The organism is Serpens gallinarum (assembly GCF_014836765.1).
Lineage (GTDB): Bacteria > Pseudomonadota > Gammaproteobacteria > Pseudomonadales > Pseudomonadaceae > Serpens > Serpens gallinarum.
The window spans coordinates 24,740-43,530 of the sequence record NZ_JACSQG010000012.1 but is presented as its reverse complement, the minus strand read 5'-3'; the positions used below and the strand labels follow the sequence as shown (position 1 = coordinate 43,530).

The 18,791-nt window shown below is 65.0% G+C and carries 17 protein-coding genes; 2 read left to right on the top strand and 15 right to left on the bottom strand.

Annotation, left to right across the window (positions count from 1 at the left end; genetic code table 11):
* Positions 1-58 precede the first annotated feature (58 nt).
* From H9642_RS16360 to H9642_RS16290, 15 genes are all read right to left on the bottom strand, one after another.
* Positions 59-2,446, bottom strand: coding sequence for an efflux RND transporter permease subunit (locus H9642_RS16360; RefSeq protein WP_251837536.1), 2,388 nt, complete (start codon positions 2,444-2,446; stop codon positions 59-61).
* Positions 2,443-3,393, bottom strand: coding sequence for a WD40/YVTN/BNR-like repeat-containing protein (locus tag H9642_RS16355; RefSeq protein ID WP_251837535.1), 951 nt, complete (start codon positions 3,391-3,393; stop codon positions 2,443-2,445). Before H9642_RS16355 ends, H9642_RS16360 begins: the two co-directional genes overlap by 4 nt.
* A 473-nt stretch (positions 3,394-3,866) precedes the next feature.
* On the bottom strand, positions 3,867-5,069 hold the full coding sequence (locus H9642_RS16350) for an acetyl-CoA C-acyltransferase (protein WP_251837534.1): 1,203 nt from the start codon (positions 5,067-5,069) through the stop codon (positions 3,867-3,869).
* 7 nt (positions 5,070-5,076) lie between these two features.
* Positions 5,077-5,547 (bottom strand): MaoC family dehydratase, encoded by a 471-nt coding sequence (locus tag H9642_RS16345; protein WP_251837533.1) that lies wholly within the window; start codon positions 5,545-5,547, stop codon positions 5,077-5,079.
* Between the two features lie 10 nt (positions 5,548-5,557).
* Positions 5,558-6,343: an SDR family oxidoreductase gene (locus tag H9642_RS16340; RefSeq protein WP_251837532.1), complete on the bottom strand. Its 786-nt coding sequence runs from the start codon at positions 6,341-6,343 to the stop codon at positions 5,558-5,560.
* 164 nt (positions 6,344-6,507) lie between these two features.
* Positions 6,508-7,392 (bottom strand): SDR family oxidoreductase, encoded by an 885-nt coding sequence (locus H9642_RS16335; RefSeq protein ID WP_251837531.1) that lies wholly within the window; start codon positions 7,390-7,392, stop codon positions 6,508-6,510.
* Between the two features lie 52 nt (positions 7,393-7,444).
* Positions 7,445-8,596 (bottom strand): acetyl-CoA C-acetyltransferase, encoded by a 1,152-nt coding sequence (locus H9642_RS16330; protein ID WP_251837530.1) that lies wholly within the window; start codon positions 8,594-8,596, stop codon positions 7,445-7,447.
* 3 nt (positions 8,597-8,599) lie between these two features.
* Positions 8,600-9,649: an acyl-CoA dehydrogenase family protein gene (locus H9642_RS16325; RefSeq protein ID WP_251837529.1), complete on the bottom strand. Its 1,050-nt coding sequence runs from the start codon at positions 9,647-9,649 to the stop codon at positions 8,600-8,602.
* Positions 9,650-9,659: 10 nt separating this feature from the next.
* A complete protein-coding gene (locus H9642_RS16320) occupies positions 9,660-10,826 on the bottom strand; it encodes an acyl-CoA dehydrogenase family protein (RefSeq protein ID WP_251837528.1) in 1,167 nt (388 codons plus the stop codon).
* A gap of 8 nt (positions 10,827-10,834) precedes the next feature.
* Entirely contained in the window at positions 10,835-11,587 is a 753-nt protein-coding gene (locus H9642_RS16315; protein ID WP_251837527.1) for an enoyl-CoA hydratase family protein, read from the bottom strand.
* On the bottom strand, positions 11,584-12,687 hold the full coding sequence (locus H9642_RS16310) for an NAD(P)H-dependent flavin oxidoreductase (RefSeq protein WP_251837587.1): 1,104 nt from the start codon (positions 12,685-12,687) through the stop codon (positions 11,584-11,586). The genes H9642_RS16315 and H9642_RS16310 overlap by 4 nt, the downstream gene beginning before the upstream one ends.
* The gene (locus tag H9642_RS16305; RefSeq protein WP_251837526.1) at positions 12,684-13,577 is read right to left on the bottom strand and encodes an enoyl-CoA hydratase; all 894 of its coding nucleotides are present in this window, start codon (positions 13,575-13,577) and stop codon (positions 12,684-12,686) included. Before H9642_RS16305 ends, H9642_RS16310 begins: the two co-directional genes overlap by 4 nt.
* Before the next feature lie 16 nt (positions 13,578-13,593).
* A complete protein-coding gene (locus tag H9642_RS16300; protein WP_251837525.1) occupies positions 13,594-14,391 on the bottom strand; it encodes a CoA-transferase subunit beta in 798 nt (265 codons plus the stop codon).
* A 10-nt stretch (positions 14,392-14,401) separates the two neighbouring features.
* The gene (locus tag H9642_RS16295) at positions 14,402-15,280 is read right to left on the bottom strand and encodes a CoA transferase subunit A (protein ID WP_251837524.1); all 879 of its coding nucleotides are present in this window, start codon (positions 15,278-15,280) and stop codon (positions 14,402-14,404) included.
* 9 nt (positions 15,281-15,289) lie between these two features.
* Positions 15,290-16,183, bottom strand: a complete 894-nt coding sequence (locus tag H9642_RS16290) for a VOC family protein (protein WP_251837523.1) — start codon at positions 16,181-16,183, stop codon at positions 15,290-15,292.
* 223 nt (positions 16,184-16,406) lie between these two features.
* Between H9642_RS16290 and H9642_RS16285 the strand changes: the two genes are divergently transcribed.
* A complete protein-coding gene (locus H9642_RS16285) occupies positions 16,407-17,567 on the top strand; it encodes an acyl-CoA dehydrogenase family protein (RefSeq protein WP_251837522.1) in 1,161 nt (386 codons plus the stop codon).
* Positions 17,564-18,748, top strand: coding sequence for an acyl-CoA dehydrogenase family protein (locus H9642_RS16280; protein WP_251837521.1), 1,185 nt, complete (start codon positions 17,564-17,566; stop codon positions 18,746-18,748). Before H9642_RS16285 ends, H9642_RS16280 begins: the two co-directional genes overlap by 4 nt.
* The last annotated feature ends 43 nt before the right edge of the window (positions 18,749-18,791 follow it).

The window sequence follows — 18,791 nt, the reverse complement described above, 5'->3', positions numbered from 1 at the left end:
CTATAGAGCGGCTCTCCCGGGTTTCGAAAGAGGCCGCTGATAACACTGCACGGCTCGATCAGGCCTGGGCCTGGGCGAGCGGTGCCGCCGTCTTGCTGGGTTTGACCAGTGCCCTGCCCTGGTTGAACCAGGCCGCCAGCGCCGGCAGCACAAGGATTGCGCCGAACACGTTGACCAGGAACATGAAAGCCAGCAGCACCCCCATGTCCGCCTGGAACTTGAGCGGTGCGAATGCCCAGGTGCAGACGCCGATGGACATGGTCACTGCGGTGAATACCGCCGCTGTACCGCGTTGGCACATGGCCTCGTAGAACGCCGTTCGCAAATCCCGGCCCTCGGCCATTTCATGCTGGATGCGCTCGTAGAGGTAGATCCCATAGTCCACGCCGACGCCCACCCCAAGCGCCATCACCGGCAAGGTTGCCACTTTCAGACCGATACCGAGCATGGCCATGAGGGCATTGCAGAGGATGGCGACGATGCCCAGCGGCACCAGAATGCACAGAACGGCTCGCAGCGAACGGAAGGTCAGCAGGCAGAACAAAGCCACCGAGCAAAACAGTGCGGCGAGCATGATCACTTCGGCCCGCTTGACCGCCTCGTTGGACGCCGCCATCACCCCGACGTTGCCACCGGCAAGCTTGAAGCGCGCCTCGGGGATCGAGACGTCGGCGATGACCCGTTTCGCCTCATCGATGACATGGAAAATCGTCGCGCCCTCATGATCGGTCAGGAACACCAGGATCTGCTGGTGCTGGCAGCCTTCGCTGACCAGCCCGTGGTCCGGCGAATACGCCAGCGAGCCCTGCTGCAGGCCCCGCGAGGCGCCGGGAATGGCTGACCAGCGCGGGTTGCCCTCGTTGTTTCCGGCAATCACCGCCTTGGCCATGCTCGCCACGCTCTGCACGGACTGTACGCCGGTGACATTGCGCATCTCGAAATCGAACGCCTCGATGGCGCGCATCACCTTCGGATCGAGGCATGCCTCCTGCCCCCCGGGGGACTCGACAAACACTGCCAGCACGTCGAGACCTATGGAATAGCTGCCAATGATCTTTTCGTTGTCCTGGTTGTAACGCGAATCGGCCCGCAGCTCCGGCGCGCCGGTGCCGATGTCGCCAACTTCCAGCTGACGCGCCTTGCTCACGCCAAAGCCGAGCAGCACCACGCAGCAGGCGAACACGACGAGCGCCGGCCCCGGCAGCGCCAGCGCGGAGAGGCGCCACCACAGCGGATGCCGTCCGGCGGACGCCGGCCTGCTGCCCGAACGTGCGCTGCCTTCCAGTCTCAGGTGGGAAATGATGATGGGCAACATCATCTTGTTGGTGATGATCATGAGCATCACGCCGATGCAGGCGGTGATGCCCAGCTCGTGGACGATCGGAATGTCGATGAGCATGATCACGGCGAAGCCCAGCGCATTCATCAGCAACGCCAGGGCGCCGGGAATGAAGATCTTGCAGAACGCCGAGCGTGCCGCGCCAATCGAGTCGCAGCCCTGCAACACATCCTGCTTCCAGGCATTGGTCATCTGCACGGCGTGGGAAACACCGATAGAGAAGATCAGGAACGGCACGAGGATCGACATCGGGTCGATGCCCAGCCCCAGCAGCGGCAGCAGACCGAGCAGCCAGATCACCGGCAGCAGGGCCACGATCAGCGAAACCACCGTCAGCTTCAGCGACTGGGTGTAAAGCCAGAGCAGCACGGCAGTGATGACAAAGGCCACCACAAAGAAGCCGATCACCGTACTCAGCCCCTCCATCACATCGCCCACCAGCTTGGCGAACCCCACAATGTTGATCTCGATGGTGTCACTGGCGTAACGCTCCCGGATGGCTTCGAGCTCCTCGGCAATCGCCGCATAGGACACCGCCTCGCCGGTTCTCGTGTCGCTGTCCTGCAGGTCGGCGCGAACCAAGGCCGACTTGAGGTCGTTGGCAATCAGGCTGCCGATCTGCCCCGAACGGGCCGCGTTGCTGCGCACCTGCGCCAGATCCTCCGCCGACCCCGCGTAGTGTGGCGGCACCACCATATCACCCACGTAGCCTTCTTCAGTGACTTCGATATAGCGCACGTTCGGGGTGAACAGCGATGTCACACTGGGTCGGCTGACACCGGAGATGAAGAAGACGTCGTCAGTGACCTTTTGCAGCGTCTCGAGGAACTCCCGGTTATAGATGTCGCCCTCGCCTTTCCAGCGCACGCTCACCAGCACCCGGTTGGCACCGGTAAAAATGCGACTGTAGTCGAGGAAGTTCAGCATGTAGTCGTGGCTAACCGGAATCTGCTTGTTGAATGCAGGGTCCAGCCGAACCTGGGTCGCGCTGTAGCCCAAGCCAAGCGTGATCAGCACGAACAGCGCCAGCAGGCTCCTTCTCCACGCCATCAGCCCGTCGGCACAGCACTCTACCCAACGCTCGATTCTGCTCGGTTTATGGCTCATGGCATGCTCCTGTGTGTGCTGACCGCCAGGCGTTGCGCTTCAACGCCCTGAAAAACGCCACGTTCGCCTCCTACCAGCACCAGTCGTTGGCTCACTGCAACCGCCGAGGTCAGGGTGCCCAGGCCGCTGCGCTGGGTACTCTGCAGCAGGCGTCCATCGGCAGCCAAGTGCACCACGCTGCCGTCAGCACCCACCAGCATGACTCCCGCCGCATCGGGCAGCAGGACATGGCCATACAGCGCGTGGCTGTGACCGAGCTCGACCTGCGTCCAGCTCTCACCGAAATCATCGGTAAGGAACACCCGCCCGCGCATGCCGTAGGTCACCCACCGCTCATCGCTCAGTCTCACTACCCCGAACAGTGAGCCGTTGTAGAACGCCGGCAGAGTTTCCCAGGTGCGGCCGGCGTCTTCGCTGCGGAGCACCAACCCCTGCTCGCCCACCAGCATCTGCCGGCCGTTGCGGGCTCCCCCCATTCCATTGAGGTGCCAGCCGTCCGCTGTCACCTCGCGGGCCGCCCAGGTGTTGCCCCCGTCAGCGGACTCGTAAAACTTGCCGAAGCTGCCCAACGCGAAGGCGTCCCGCCCGTTTGCGCTCCAGACGTCCAGTAGCGGTTCACCCAGCTCGCCCCCGAAGGCGACCTCATGCCAGGTGGCGCCACCGTCTGCGGAGCGCAGCTTCCAGCCATCATGACCAACGGCCAGCAATACGTTTTCATCCAGCGCCGCGACGCCGGTCAAGGTTGCCGCGCGCTGTGTGGCCAGTGTCGCCTGCTGCCAAGAGCGTCCATGGTCCAGGCTGACCAGGATGGTGCCACGCTCGCCGACGGCGACCAGACGCTCGCCATTGATCAACATGTCGTTGATATGCACGCGATCGGGATGAAGTTGAGTGGGTTCTAGCATCGCCGGGGCACGCGGGGCGAAGGCAAATGCAACGGTTGCCATGACCAGGCCGCTTAGGGCATAGGCAATCAATTGACGCCTGCCTGTCGATCGACGGCAGCCGGCAGTCTCGTAGGATGGCATTTCGCGTCCTCTTCAAACATTACCAATCAGCGAAATGAGTCCGAGGGGACGTTCAAGCCAAAGGGCAGCTGGATGGAATGGGCATTGAGGCTAGCGCCCCGGCTAGGAGCGTTGTGTTGTTCTAGGGCTTGGGCCGCCGCCAGGGCGACAAATCCGAGGGCGGTTAGTGAATAGGCCGTGGTCCGGCCCCAGCGACGCTTGGGAAGCGAAGCGAGTTCTGATAAACGCATGGCTGCATCCTTTTTATTTTTATAGATATCTGGGCTTGCGGGACGCCTGGGGAGCAACCCTGACGACCGCCTTGATCATCTGGCCAGGGCCGCGCCCGCAACATCGTCCAAACGGATTACATACAACTGCGCCCCGACGGTCGGAGGGGCGCCTGCGTCAGGTCACGGCAGCTCGAACAGGCCCGCCGCGCCCATGCCGCCGCCGATGCACATGGAAACCACCACGAAGCGCGCACCACGACGGCGCCCTTCGATCAGCGCATGGCCGACCATCCGCGACCCGGACATGCCGAACGGGTGGCCGATGGCGATGGCGCCGCCGTTGACGTTCAGGCGGTCGTTATCGATGCCCAGGGCATCGCGGCACTGCAGCACCTGGCTGGCGAAGGCTTCGTTGATTTCCCAGAGATCGACGTCGTTAACCGTCAGACCGAAGCGCCGAAGCAGCCGCGGCACTGCGAAAACGGGCCCGATACCCATTTCCTCCGGCGCGCAGCCCGCGACGGCGATACCGCGGTAGATACCCAAGGGCTGGAGTCCGCGACGCTGGGCCTCGGCGGCGCTCATCAACAGGCAGGCGCTGGCGCCGTCGGAAAACTGCGAGGCATTGCCAGCGGTGACGAACTCGCCCTGCTCGACCCACTTGCCACCCTTCCAGACCGGCTTGAGCGCCTGCAAGTCATCGATACGGGTACTGGGCCGATTGCATTCGTCACGTTCGGCCAGGACGTCCTCATGCCCGGTCGGAGTGCCTTCCTTGTCAAACACCCGCTTGCGCGCGGCCAGCGGCACGATTTCGTCGGCAAAGCGTCCGGCCTGCTGCGCCGACGCGGTACGCAGCTGACTTTGCAGCGCGTATTCGTCCTGGGCGGCGCGGCTGATGCCATAGCGCTGCGAGACGATCTCGGCGGTCTCGATCATCGGGATGTAGGCGCTCGGCATGCATTCGATGACGGCCTCGGACTGCGCCCGGTAGGTGTTCTTGTGCTTCGTCTGGGTCAGCGAGAGGGATTCCACCCCACCGGCAATCGCAATGTTCATTTCGCCGGCCATAATGCTTTTCGCCGCCACGCCGATGCTCATCAGGCCCGACGCGCACATGCGGTCCAGTGCCATGCCCGGCACGCTTGGCGGCAACCCACCGGTGTAGGCGCACAGCCGACCGATGTTGTAGGCCTGGGTACCCTGCTGCACCGCGGCACCCATGATCACGTCCTCAACCGCTTCAGCCTCGACCCCGGCGCGCTCGAGCACCGCGCGCACCACGTGCCCGCCCAGCACTGGGGCCTCGGTGTCGTTGAACGAACCGCGAAAGGATTTGGCCAGCGCGGTACGCGCCGTGGAGACAATGACGACTTCGTTCATGGGTTTCTCACTCGTTAAGGGAATTGAAGGTGTAGCGGCTGACGGTATCCACCACGCAGCCAGGGCGGTCGGCGCCCTCGATTTCCACGGTCACGCGCACGGTCTGCTGCACCGCCGCGCCGACCTGCTCGACCTTGACCACTTCTCCACGACCGCGCACCCGCGATCCGACCGTTACCGGCGCGGGGAAACGTACCCTGTCGCAGCCGTAGTTGACGCCCATCTGCATGTTCTGCACCTGCATCAGCTGGGGCAGAAACAGATTGGCCAGCGACAGCGTCAGGTAGCCGTGGGCAACGGTGCAGCCAAACGGACCCTCGGCGGCGCGGACCGGGTCGACGTGAATCCACTGGTGATCGCCAGTGGCCTCGGCGAACAGGTCGATGCGCGCCTGGTCGACCAGCACCCATTCGCTCGTCCCCAGCGCCAGGCCGGTGGACGCCAGCATGTCTTCTGCACTCTTGAATACGGTTGTCATGGCGGCGTCCTCAGGCGTGCTGCGAGCTGACCGAGAGCACTTCGCCGACCATGTAGGAGGCGTAGTCGCTGGCCAGGAAAATCATCACGTTGGCCACTTCCCACACCTCGGCGGCACGGCCAAAGGCTTCGCGGCTGGCCAATTGCTCCAGCAACTCGTCGCTGGAGGCTTTCCTCAGAAAGTCGTGCAGCGCGATGGACGGCGACACCGCATTGATGCGCACCCCATGTTCGGCCGCCTCCACCGCGCTGCAGCGGGTCAGCGCCATGACCCCCGCCTTGGCCGCGGCGTAGTGCGCCTGCTCCTTCTGCGCGCGCCAGCCGAGCACCGACGCGTTGTTGACGATGGCACCGGTCCCGCGGCGCTCCATGTGCGGCAGCATCGCGCGGGTCATGCGGAAGGTACCGGTGAGCGTCACGTCGATGACCCGCAACCATTCTTCATCGGTCATTTCGGTGACACGCTTCTGCCCGCCGAGCCCGGCGTTGTTGATCAGCACATCGACACCGCCAAGCGCCTGCTCAGCGGCGGCCACCAAGGCCTGCACCTCGTCTTCGATCACCACGTTGCACAACTGGCCGTAGACAGCTTGCAGACCGGTTTCGGCCTTCAGCCGCTCCACCGCCTCTTCCAGGCGGCGCGGATGAATATCGGAAATCATCAGCGCGCGGCAGCCTTCCTCGGCGCAGCGCTTGGCGGCGGCGTAGCCGATGCCAGCGCCGGCGGCGGCGGTGATTAGCACGGATTTGCCGGCCAGCAGTTGATGACCAGGAACATAGGCGGGAGCTTGTCTCACGGTGCATACCTCGGTAATGACAGTTCATTGCCAGGTATACCGGTCGCGGGCAGCGGCAACATCGTCAAAACGGACGTGGCCGCCCATGGCTCGGCAGAATGCCGGTGGCCAGAAACACGCGTGGCCGCATAGAGCGGCCACGGCGCTTTAAGGGTGCTGGGGTCTCAGCTTCCGTAGACCTTCTGCGCCGGCACTTCGGCGGCGAGCAGCGCCTGCATGGCCTCACCGACTTCGGCAGGCTGCCAGCGATCACCCTTGTCGACGCCCTGGGTGGTGCGCCAGCCGTCGGCGATGGAGATCTTGCCACCTTCGGCCTCGAACACCCGCCCAGTGACATGGGCCGACTCGGCGGACGCCAGCCAGGCCAGCAGCGAGGAGACGTTTTCCGGCGCCCAGTAGTCGAAGCTGCCATCGTCCGGTGCGGCCATGCGCGCGGCCATGGCTTCCACCGCGGTGGTCATGCCGGTGCGCGCCGCCGGCGCAACGGCGTTGGCGGTGATCCCATAGCGACCCAACTCTGCCGCCTGGTTCAGCGTCAGCGCGGCGATGCCGGCCTTGGCGGCGGCATAGTTGGACTGCCCGATGGAGCCCTGCAGGCCGGCCCCGGAGGTGGTGTTGATGATGCGCGCGTCCACCTTTCTGCCCGCCTTGGACTGGTCGCGCCAGTAGTGCACCGCATGCGAGCTGATGCAGAAATGACCCTTCAAGTGCACCGCCATGATGGCGTCCCACTCGGCCTCGGTCATCGAGGCGAACATGCGGTCACGGTTGATGCCGGCGTTGTTCACCACCACATGCAGATCGCCAAAAACCTCGATGGCCTGCTTCACCGCGTTCTCGCTGTCGGCGTAATCAGTGATGTCGCTAGCGTTGGCCAGCGCCCGGCCGCCGGCGGCGAGGATCTCATCGACCACCTTCTGCGCCGCTGCCTGATTGATGTCGTTGACCACCACGCAGGCGCCCTCGGCGGCGAAAACCCGTGCATGGGCCGCACCCAGACCACCCCCGGCGCCGGTAACGATCACGACGCGTTCGTTGAGTATTCCCATGTCTTGCTCTCCAGAGTCCGTAGCCTGCGCCCATTCGGGCGCAGGGGCCTTGTTACAGGCGTTCGATAATGGTGACGTTGGCCTGACCACCGCCTTCGCACATGGTCTGCAAGCCGTAGCGCTCGCCGCTGCGCTCCAGTTCGTGCAGCAGCGTGGTCGCCAGGCGCGCACCCGTTGCGCCCAGGGGATGGCCCAGGGCGATGGCGCCGCCGTTGACGTTGGTGCGTGCCGGGTCGTAATCCAGCTCCTTGGCCCAGGCCATCACCACCGAGGCGAAGGCCTCGTTGATTTCCACCCGGCCGATGTCGGCGATGCGCATGCCGGCTTTCTTCAGCGCATGACGGGTCGCCTCGATCGGCGCGGTGAGGTGCCAGACCGGGTCGTCGCCGCGCACGCTCAGGTGATGAATGCGCGCGCGAGGGGTCAGGTTGTAGCGCTTGAGCGCCGCCTCCGACACCACCAGCAGCGCTGCCGAGGCATCGCAGGTCTGGCTGGAGACCGCTGCCGTGATGCTCGGGTATTGCGGATCGACCGGCTCCAGGCTGGCCATCTTCTCCAGGGTGGTGACCCGCGGGGTCTCATCGACCGACAGCCCTTCGCAGGCGACTGTCTCGCGCGCAAAGCGGCCCGCCTCGATGGCCGCCAGGGCACGGCGATGGCTCTCCAGCGAAAAATCTTCCATGTCGGCGCGGCTGACCTGCCAGTGATCGGCAATGCGCTGCGCGGCATAGAACTGGTTCACCGGCTGATCGGTGAAACGCGCACGCCAGCCGACACTGCCCGAGAAGGGGTCCGGGAAGCCCAGCGGCTGACCGGCCAGCATGGCCGAGGAAATGGGGATTTGCGTCATGGTCTGCACACCCCCGACGGCAATCACGTCCTGGGTGCCGCTCATCACCGCTTGGGCGGCAAAATGCAGCGCCTGTTGCGACGATCCGCACTGGCGGTCCACTGTGGTACCCGGCACGTTCAGCGCCAGCCCCGCGGCCAGCCAGCTGGTACGCGCGATGTCACCGGCCTGCGATCCGATGGTATCGACGCAACCAAAGATCACGTCATCGTATTCATCGTCCGGAATTGCATTGCGCTCCACCAGCGCCTTGAGCACATGGGCGCCCAGGTCGACGGCATGCACGTGGGCCAGGCTGCCCTTGCGCTTGCCGGTAGGCGTGCGCAGGGCGTCGACTATGTAGGCTTCAGGCATGGTTCATTCCTCGAAAGTGTTGCCAGGCAGCAACGCGGCACCGAGCAGGTGCTGTTCGACCCGGGTTTTGTGAAGCGCACGGTCGCCCCAGGCGTTGTCCAGTGCCCACGCACGCTTCATGAACATCTGCAGGTCCACCTCCCAGGTGTACCCCATGGCGCCGTGCACCTGGATACCGTGACGGGCGGCCAGCCAGCTGGCTTCGCAGCACGCCAGGCGCGCGTGGGAAATGCGCACGTCAACGTCCGCTTCGCCCTTGGCCAGGGCATGGGCGGCGCGGTAGAGCACCGGCTTGGCGAATTCAACCTGGGTGGCGACATCGGCCAGGTGATGCTTGACCGCCTGGAAGCTGCCGATCGGCTTGCCGAACTGCTTGCGCTGGGCCACGTAGTCGACCGACAGATCGAGCATGCGCTGGGCCAGGCCGATCAACTGACCGGCCACCGACAAGGCGCCGCGATTCAGGCTCTCGGCCCACAGCGCCCGCCCCGATTGGGCCTCTGCCACACGGGTCGCGCTGCCCGGTGTCCAGGTCACGGTGTACAGACGCCGCGAGGCATCGATGCTGGCATTGCCCTGCACCGATACCTGATTGCGCGGGACCATGTGCACTTCATCCTGATGGGCCAGCAACAGCCAGTCGGCCAGTCCTGCATCGGCTACCCAGGGATTGACCGGGTGGCCCACGGCCACGCGGACGCTGCCTTCGGCGATCTGCGCCAGCCAGGCATCGCGTTGCTCGCTCTGCGGCAGAGCGGCGAGCAGGCCCACCGCCACATAGGCGGTGTCGGCCAGCGAGTCGGGAATGGCGTAGTAGCCAAGCTCCTGGGTCATCAGCGCCCAGGCAATGTCGTCCATGCCCAGGCCGCCACATTCTTCGGGCACCGAAAGCGCGGTCAGGCCCTGCTCGGCGATCTTGCCGCGCAGATCGGGCGAACGTCCGGCATCGGTTTCCCAGATGTCGCGGAGCATTTCGGGGGCAGCCTCGGTCATCAGGAAACGGCTGATGGCCTCACGGAACGCCAGTTGGTCGTCGGTAAAGATGAAGTTCATCGCCCGCCCCTCACTTCGGCAAACCGAGCATCCGCTCGGCAATGATGTTGCGCTGAATTTCGTTGGTGCCGGCGTAGATGGGCCCGGCCTGGGCGAACAGGAAGCCCTCCAGCCAGCCATCCTCTTCGGCCTCCAGCAGCGGCGCGCCGCTGCGCAACTCGCCACGGGCACCGAGGATGCGCATCGCGGTCTCGTTGATCAGCAGATCCAGCTCGGACCAGACGATCTTGTTGGTGCTCGACTCGGCGCCGATCTTCTCGCCACGGCTAAGGCGGCCCACGGTGTGGTAGGCGCCCAGGCAATAGGCTTCGGCGCCCATCCAGGCCCGTACCACCGCATCGCGAATGCTCGGGTCACGGTCGGCCAGCTCGCGGTTGGCGCGATATAGCTCGACCAGTCGCGTGGCGGCGGACTGGAAGCGCGCCGGCGAGCGCAGCAGCAGGCCGCGCTCGAAGCCGGCCGTGGCCATGGCCACGTGCCAGCCCTGGCCTTCGTCACCGATACGCTGCGCCACCGGCACCCGCACGTCATCAAAAAAGATCTCGGCGAAGGCATCCTTGCCATTGAGCGCCTTGATCGGGCGGATGGTCACGCCGGGGGTATCCAGCGGCACCATCAGAAAGCTCAGGCCGTGATGGCGCGAAGAAGCCGGATCGCTGCGAAACAGACCAAAGGCCATGTCGGCGAAGCTGGCGCGTGTGGACCAGGTTTTCTGGCCGTTGAGCACATAGTGATCGCCGTCGCGGGTCGCCTTGGAGGTGATGGCTGCCATGTCTGAACCGGCATTGGGTTCGGACCAGGCCTGGGCCCACATGATCTCGCTGGACGCCGTGCGCGGCAGGAAATCGCGCTTTTGCTCCTCGGTGCCGAACTCCATCAGCGTCGAGCCCAGCAGCAGCTGGCCGTTGATGTTGACCCGCATGGGCGCGCCGGCGCCGTAATACTCTTCCTCGAAGATCAGCCATTCGATCAGGTCGCAGCCACGGCCGCCCAGATGCTCGGGCCACATCACCATGGAGTAGCGCGCCTCGAACAATGTGCTTTCCCAGGCGCGGTGCTGCTCGAAACCTTCGCGGGTGTCGTAGCTGGCCAGGGGTTCCTTGGGCAGGTTGGCCTTTAGCCAGGCGCGCACTTCGGCGCGGAAGGCTTTTTGTTTTTCGGTATACGTCAGGTCCATGGCGTGCCTCAGAACTTCGCGTCGCGTTTTTCGACGAAGGCGCGGCGAGTCTCCGCCGAATCGGCCTCGTTGTAGGCCTGCAGGGTGAAGCCCTGCTCCCAGCGGTACTTGTCTTCCAGGTTGCCGTCTTCGATGCCGTTGAGCGCTTCCTTGGCGATACGGATCATGGCCGGGCTCTTGGCAGCGATCTTGGCGGCGATGTCCATGGCCGCGCCACGCAGCTCGTCTTTGGCCACCACACGCTCGATAAAGCCGTAACGCTCGGCATCACGGGCGCCGATTTTCTCGCCGGTAAAGAACAGGTAGCGGACCTTCTGCACCGGGAACAGGCGCTGCAGGTGCGCGCCGCCGCCCATGGCGCCGCGATCCACCTCCGGCAGGGCGAAGGTGGCGCATTCGGAGGCCACAACAATGTCGGCCGCGCCAGTGATGCCGATGCCGCCACCGAGGACGAAGCCGTGTACCGCAACGATCACCGGCACCGGGCAACGGTGCACGGCCTTGAAGGTTTCATAGTTGCCACGGTTGACCTTGACGATCAGCTCAGGGTGTTGATCCAGCTCCTTGATATCGACACCTGCGCAGAAACCACGGCCCTCGGCGCGGATCACGATCACACGGGTTTCCGGGTCGCTGCCCAGTTCGTTGATCAGGTTGGCCAGGCCCTGCCATTCGTGGCTGTCCAGGGCGTTGACCGGCGGCTTGGCAATCACCAGTTCGGCAATGCCGTTTTCGGTTATGACGCTAAATGCGGTGCTCATGATGCGCTCCTGCTTGCCTGGCCCCGTGGCTGGGCGCTGCGTTGATAGAGATCGGCCAGGCGGGCGTCGGCCTGCTCGACGATTTCGCGGATGATGGTTTCGCAACTGGCCAGCGCATCGATGGCCGCAGCCACTTGGCCCGACGGCAGAATGCCCTCGTCCGGCAGGCCGTCCTGCATGGATTTCTGCAACAACACCGGCTGGTTCGAGGCCATGATGGTTTGCGACAGCGCTTCAGGCTCTTCCTTCAGCACCTGCAGCAAGGTGCGCAGCATGTGTGCGCTGCTCATGCCGGTCTGTTGCTTCCAGCTCCAGGCACTGCGCAGGGCGATCAGCAACCGGCCCAGGCCGCTGGCCTTTTCCAGGCGATTGATGAAGGCGTTCTCGATCATCCGGTGGCGCATGCCGTCGACCGCCAGGGTCACGCGAATCTGTTGCGGGTCAGTCACCTTGAGGTAGCGTTCCAGCGTCTGGGCCGGGGTCGGTGACTCCTGGCTCATCAGAAAACGCGTGCCCATGGCAATGCCACAGGCGCCTGCGGCCAGCGCCGAGGCCAGCCCTCGCCCAGTGGAAAAGCCACCGGCGGCGATGACCGGCACGTTCACCGCATCGAGCACCTGGGGCAACAGGATCGAACTGGGCACGCCGCCGGTGTGGCCGCCGCCCTCGCCGCCCTGGATGGTGATCATGTCGGCGCCCATCTGCACCGCCTTGAGCGCATGCTTGATCGCCCCCACGGTAGGGATGCAGAGCACACCGGCATCCTTGAAGCGCTGCACGGTCGCGGCATCCGGGCCACGGCCGTAGCTGACGGCCTTGAGGCCGTATTCGATGGCCATGTCCACGCAATCGGCGGCGTTCTCCTGAAACATGTGGAAGTTCAGGCCGAAGTTGCGGCTGCCGGTGGCGGCAATGATCTTTTCGATCTCGCTGCGGGTCTGCGCCGTGTTCAGGGTGGCGGCGGCGAGAAAGCCAAAACCGCCGCCACGGGTGGTACCGATCACCAGGTTGGCATCGGCGACCCAGCCCATGGCGGTCTGCACCACCGGATAGCGGCAACCCAGGCGCCGCGTCAGTTCCGTCTCGAGCCAGGACATCAGCGTTCTCCCGCGGATTTCTTGTTCGCCGCGGCCATGGCCTTGGCGTCGTAACCGCCGAGCTTGTCGCCGGACAAGAGTTCGTTGTGGGTGTGGGCGAAGTGGTGCCAGGCGAAGACGGCATCCATGGCGGTGCGCTTGCCGGCCAGATCCTCGACGTGGTTGATCGCCTGCTTGGTCAGCGCCAGCCCCATGCGCGGCTGAGCGGCGATCTTGCCGGCCAGCTCAAGCACAGCACTTTCCAGCGCCTCGCGCGGGACCACGCGATTGACCATGCCCACCTCGTAGGCCCGCGCCGCGCCCATGCGATCGCCGGTCATGAGAAATTCCTTGGCGATGCGCGGACTCATTTCATAGGGATGAGCGAAGTATTCAACGCCGGGTATCCCCATGCGCACCACAGGGTCCTGAAAGAAGGCATCGTCACTGGCGACGATGAAGTCGCAAACCCAGGCCAGCATCAGCCCGCCAGCGATGCAAGCGCCCTGCACCATGGCGATGGTCGGCTTGGGCATCTCGCGCCAGCGCCGGCACATGCCGAGGTAGACCTCCTGCTCGCGCATGTAAAGAAACTCGCCGCCGGGTTTGTTGGTGTGATCCCAGAGCAGATTGACCCGGTCGAACGACTTGTTGATATCGCGGGCCGGCGTGCCGATGTCGTGTCCGGCGGAGAAGTGCTTGCCTTCGCCACGCAGGACGATGACCTTGACCGCGTCATCGGCCACCGCCCGGCGAAAGGCCGCATCCAGCGAATAGGTCATCTGCGAGTTCTGCGCGTTGTTGAAGCTGGGGCGGCTCATGGTCACCGTGGCGATGCCGTCCTGCACCGCGTAGCGCACCGGCTCGTCGGTCTCGTACTCGCTGGCGTCCACGCGTTCGATAAATTCGCTCATTGACGCGGCTCCCGATTCAGGCCTGACGAATGCCGGGCGGATTACCCTTGAGCTGCTTGCTGCGCAGATCGTGCGGGTCCAGGCGGCGGATGAGTTCCAGTTGGGCCTCGGTGGGCGCCGGCGTGATACCCATGTCCGGTGCGGCCAGCAGCTCGAAGCCGGTGTTTTCCTGCACCTGCGCGAAGCTCACGCCGGGATGCAGAGAACGCACCTGGGGCGCATGGTTCGGCCCGTTGTAGTCGATCACGCACAGATCGGTCAGGAGAATGCCCACCGACATCAGCGAAGCGTCCATGCCCTCCTCCCAGCGCTCCGGGTTGAAGCCGACGCCTGACACCATGTCCACGTCCGCCACCAGCGAGCGGGTCGAGTGGTTGGGCACCAGGAAGGAGTTCTTGTGGTTGATGCTGTTGCCTGGCAGGCCGCGCACGCCGAGCATGGCGATCTTCGGCTGGTAGTAGTCGCCGCCGATGGCCGACAGGTTGGTCTGGGCGAAGCGGTCGACCTGGGTCGGGCCGATCATCGCGTGGCGGCGCCCGCCCCACACGCTTTCGAACACGCGCTCAAACCCCAGATAACCGGAATACTTGGGTACGTAGTCGCCACGCGGGCCGACCGGAATCGGCTCTTCCACGAGGAAGCACTCGCTGTCGGTCATCAGCAGCTCGGGGGTGTGGGTCAGCTTGGCGAGGCTGGCGCCCAGCCGCGGCAATATGCCAAGCCCCGACGCGAAGACCTCGCCGTTGTCGCGCCAGGCCTCGCTGGCGGCGACGATCATCAGTTCGGCAAGTGAATAATTCTCTGCAACGCTCATGTCGAACTCCTCAGAACACCGGCAGGGCCAGCGTACGCAGGCGGTCTTGGCCGCCGTTCTTGGTCTGGTAATCGGCCTCGCTGACGTGGACGTATTCGTCCATGTAAGCCGCCCAGCCGCCTTCACCCTCTGCCGACTCGGCGTAGCGCTTGAGGTGCGTCATGTCCCAGCCGTACTCCGGTGCGCAGATGGTCGGGTGGGCGCCGAAGGGCGCATGCACGACGCCGGTCACCAGATAGCGCTCGAAGAGGTTGAAGCGCGCCTGCTCGGCGGAGAGTTCCAGCCGATCGCTGATGCGCTCGCAGGACACCACGCACTGGGCGGAGGCCCGAGCCATCAGATGATCGAAGTAGGGATCGTTGCCGGTGATCAGGGTGTTGCCCAGGCGGTCAGCCTCATTGACATGCAGGAAGCTGATGTCCAGGTTCAGCGCCGGCATCGCCAGCAGCACTTCACCGTCGTCGTAAGGCGAGCGGATGGTCTTGAGCTCGGGATTCAGGCGCGTCACGTCGGTGGCCAGGCCACAGCGGGTGGGCAGGAATGGCAGGCGCATGCCGGCGGCCCGCAGCCCCCACTGGTACATGCCTTCGTCCAGCTCCATCAGCTCCTTGAGCTGGCCGGCCTGGCGGCACTTGCGAAACCAGGGTTCCAGGGGAATGGCATCCAGCGTCGCGAAGCAGAAGATCAGCTTCTTGACCTTGCCAGCGGCGCACAGCATGCCCATTTCCGGGCCGCCATAGCCGACCACGGTGAGATCCTTGACGTCCGAGCGCAGGATCTCGCGCACCACGGCCATCGGTTTGCGGCGCGGGCCCCAGCCGCCGAAGCCTACGGTCATGCCGTCCTTCAGCAGGGCCACGGCCTCCTGGGTTGTCATCTGCTTGTTCATGGCGATTCCTTATTGCTGGCGGCCGACCGAGAAGTCGTGCCCCCAGATGCTCACGCGGGTGAATTCGAAGGTGCTGTGCTCGTTCCAGTCCACTTGCAGGCCGCCGTAGCCGTATTCGAGATCGAAGCCGGACGGAGTCTTCATGTAGAAACTGGTCATGCGGTCGTTGAGGTGCTGACCGAGCGTCGCCGACAGCGCTACGCCGGCGGCCTGCATGCGGTCGTGGGCGCGACCGACCTCGGTCATCGAGTCCACTTCCACCATGGCGTGCACGCAGCCGCTGGGCACGGGGTACTCGGCCAGGGCCAGGCTGTGATGGCGGGCGTTGGCGCAATGCAGAAAGTGGATGCGAACTGGCGGCGCGTCAGGCGCCGGGCGGAAATTGAAGACATCGGAGACCTCAAAGCCCAGCACATCGCGCGCGAACGCCGACGTGGCGTCGAAGTTGGGCGCGGGCAACACCGTATGACCCAGCCCCATGTCGCCGGTCACGAAGCGCGGTACGCCCTGGGGCGAGACGAAGGGCTGACAGTCGGAACGATGGCCCCACGACAGTTCGTGGCGATTGCCGGAGGGGTCAACGACCACGGCGAGCGCCTGCACGCCGCGCTGGCCGCATTCGGCGGCTGAGCCCTGCTCAACGGCCACACCCTTGTCGGCAAACACTTGAAGCGCTTGCGCGTAGGCCTTCTCGTCGGCCACTTCCCAGCCGGAGGCAACATAACGCGCATCCGCACCTTCAACGATGAGCATGCGAAACGGACGCTCATCCATCTTCACATAGAGGCCGCCACCCGGCGCGGGATTGACCTGCATGCCGAGCACGTCCTCGGCGTAACGCTGCCACTCGCTCAGGTTCTGCACCTGGGCGACGAGGTAACTCAAACCACGGATCTTGATCATGCCGCTGCTCCTGCAAAGGTTTCTGGCCAGTTGAGCGGCATTCTGCGAAAGGCGCGCCGTGGGTTCATCGTCCATTGAGACTACGGGTGACCGCCTCGTGAACCCGGGCTTTTCAGCGACGTTCACGTCGGCAGCGGCCCGGATCCGGGCTAGTCCTTTTTGGGGATTCGCATCGGCATCTCAGTGGCCACACTCGCCGCGTAATTACCTAAGGAGCCAGTTCATGGACTTCGCCTTCAACGAAGAACAATTGATGATTCAAGAGAGCGCCGTCGGCTTCCTGGCCAAAGCGTCGGACTCGGCAGCCGTACGCACCGCCATGCAAAGCCCGCAGGGCTACGACGTCGGGGTCTGGAAGCAGATTGCTGAGGAACTTTACTGGCCTGCCCTGATGATTCCCGAACAGTACGGCGGCGTCGGCATGGGCTTCGTCGAGCAGGCGGTCCTGCTCGAACAGATGGGCCAACACCTGCTCTGCGCGCCCTTCCTGTCCAGCGCCTGCCTGGCCACGCCGGCGCTGCTGCTGGGCGGCAACGAACCCCTGCGCGAAGCCTGGCTGCCCGAGCTGGCCGCAGGCACGATGACCGCCACCCTCGCCTTCCGGCAGGAGCGCAACGGCTGGCTGGCCTCCCGCCAACCGAGCGCACGCGTAGACGCCGAAGGTTGGCGACTGGAGGGCGAATACGACGCGGTGCTCGACGGCGCCAGCGCCGATCTGCTGATCCTTGCCGCCGAGCACGAGGACGGTCGTCTTGCCCTGTTCGCGGTACCCGCGAACCAGGCCGGTATCGAGCGCAGCGCCCTGCCGACCCTTGACCAGACCCGCCGGCTGGCGCGGATCAGGCTCACCAACGTGGCGGTCGCGCCGGCGCAGAGCCTGACGCTCGACCAGGACGCCACCGCCCTGCTGGAACAAGCGCTGCAAATCGGCGCCATCGCCCTCGCCTGCGAGCAGACCGGCGCCGCCCAGCGCTGCCTCAACCTCACCCTGAGCTATATCAGCGAGCGCCAGCAGTTCAACCGTCCGATTGCCAGCTTCCAGGCGATCAAGCACCGCTGCGCGGACCTCATGCTGCACATCGAGAACAGCCGCTCAGCCGCCTACTACGCCGCCTGTATCGCCCAGCAGGTGCTGGCGCCGGACGGCGACCCGCAACTCAAGGCCGAACTGAGCGAAGCCGCCCCCATTGCCAAGAGCGAGGCCAGCGAGGCCTTCATGCTCTGCGCCGCCGAGTCCATCCAGCTGCACGGCGGCGTCGGTTTCACCTGGGAATACGATCCCCACCTTTACTTCAAACGCGCCCGCGCCAGCGAGCAGCTGCTGGGCACCCCGGCCTGGCACCGTGAACGCCTGGCCGCCCACATCCTGGAGTCCCGCCCATGAAAATTGGATTCAGTGCCGAAGACGAAGCGTTCCGCCGGCAGGTCGCCGACTGGCTCCAGACGCACCTGTGCGGTGAATTCGAGCCGTTGCGTTTTCGCGGCGGACCGGGCGATGAGCACATGTTCCCCGAGGAGCGCAAAGCCTGGGAGCGAGAGCTGGCCAAAGGCGGCTGGATCGGCATCGGCTGGCCCAGCGAGTGCGGTGGCCGCGGCCTGTCCATCTCGCAGCAGGTGATCTTCCATGAAGAGTACGCCCGCGCCGGCGGCCCCGGCCGCATGGGCCACATCGGCGAGGGTCTGATCGGACCGACGCTGGTCGCGCTGGGCAGCGAGGAGCAGCGACAGCGGTTCCTCCCCGGCATCCTCGAAGGTCGCGAGTTCTGGTGCCAGGGGTATTCCGAACCCAGCGCGGGCTCGGACCTGGCCGGCGTCAAGACCCGCGCCCAGCTGGAAAATGGCGAGTGGATCATCAACGGGCAGAAGGTCTGGACCTCTCTGGCCCATGAATCGCAGTGGTGTTTCGTGCTGGCGCGCACGGAACAGGGAAGCTTGGGCCACAAGGGCCTGACCTTCCTTCTGGTACCGATGGACCAGCCCGGCATCGCCGTGCAGCCGATTCAGCAGCTGACCGGAACCAGCGAGTTCAACGAGGTGTTCTTCAGCGACGCCCGCACCGCGGCGGACAACATCATCGGCGCGCCGGGCGATGGTTGGAAGGTGGCCATGACGTTGCTCGGCTTCGAGCGCGGCGTGTCGACCCTCGGCCAGCAGATGCAGTTTCGCAACGAACTCGAGGAGGTCATCCGCGCCGCCCAAGACAACGGGGCCGACCGCGACCCGCTGATCCGCCAGCGCCTGGCCCAGGCCTGGGTCGGCCTCAAGGTGCTGCGCTACAACTCGCTGCGCATGCTCTCCGGCACCCAGGACGGCAGCCTGCGCGGCGAAGCGATGATCTACAAGCTGGCCTGGTCGAACTGGCACCGGGACCTGGGCAAGCTGGCCATGGACGTGCTCGGCCCGCAGGCGGAGCTGCTGGAGGGTGCGCCGTATGAGCTGTCACGGCTGCAGTCGCTGTTTCTCTTCACCCGCTCGGACACCATCTACGGCGGCAGCAACGAGATCCAGCGCAACATCATCGCCGAGCGCGCCTTGGGCATGCCCCGCGAGCCGCGGGCACGCTGATTCAACCCGTGCTCCCTCGAAGAAAAAGCCCGCTTCGCGTTCA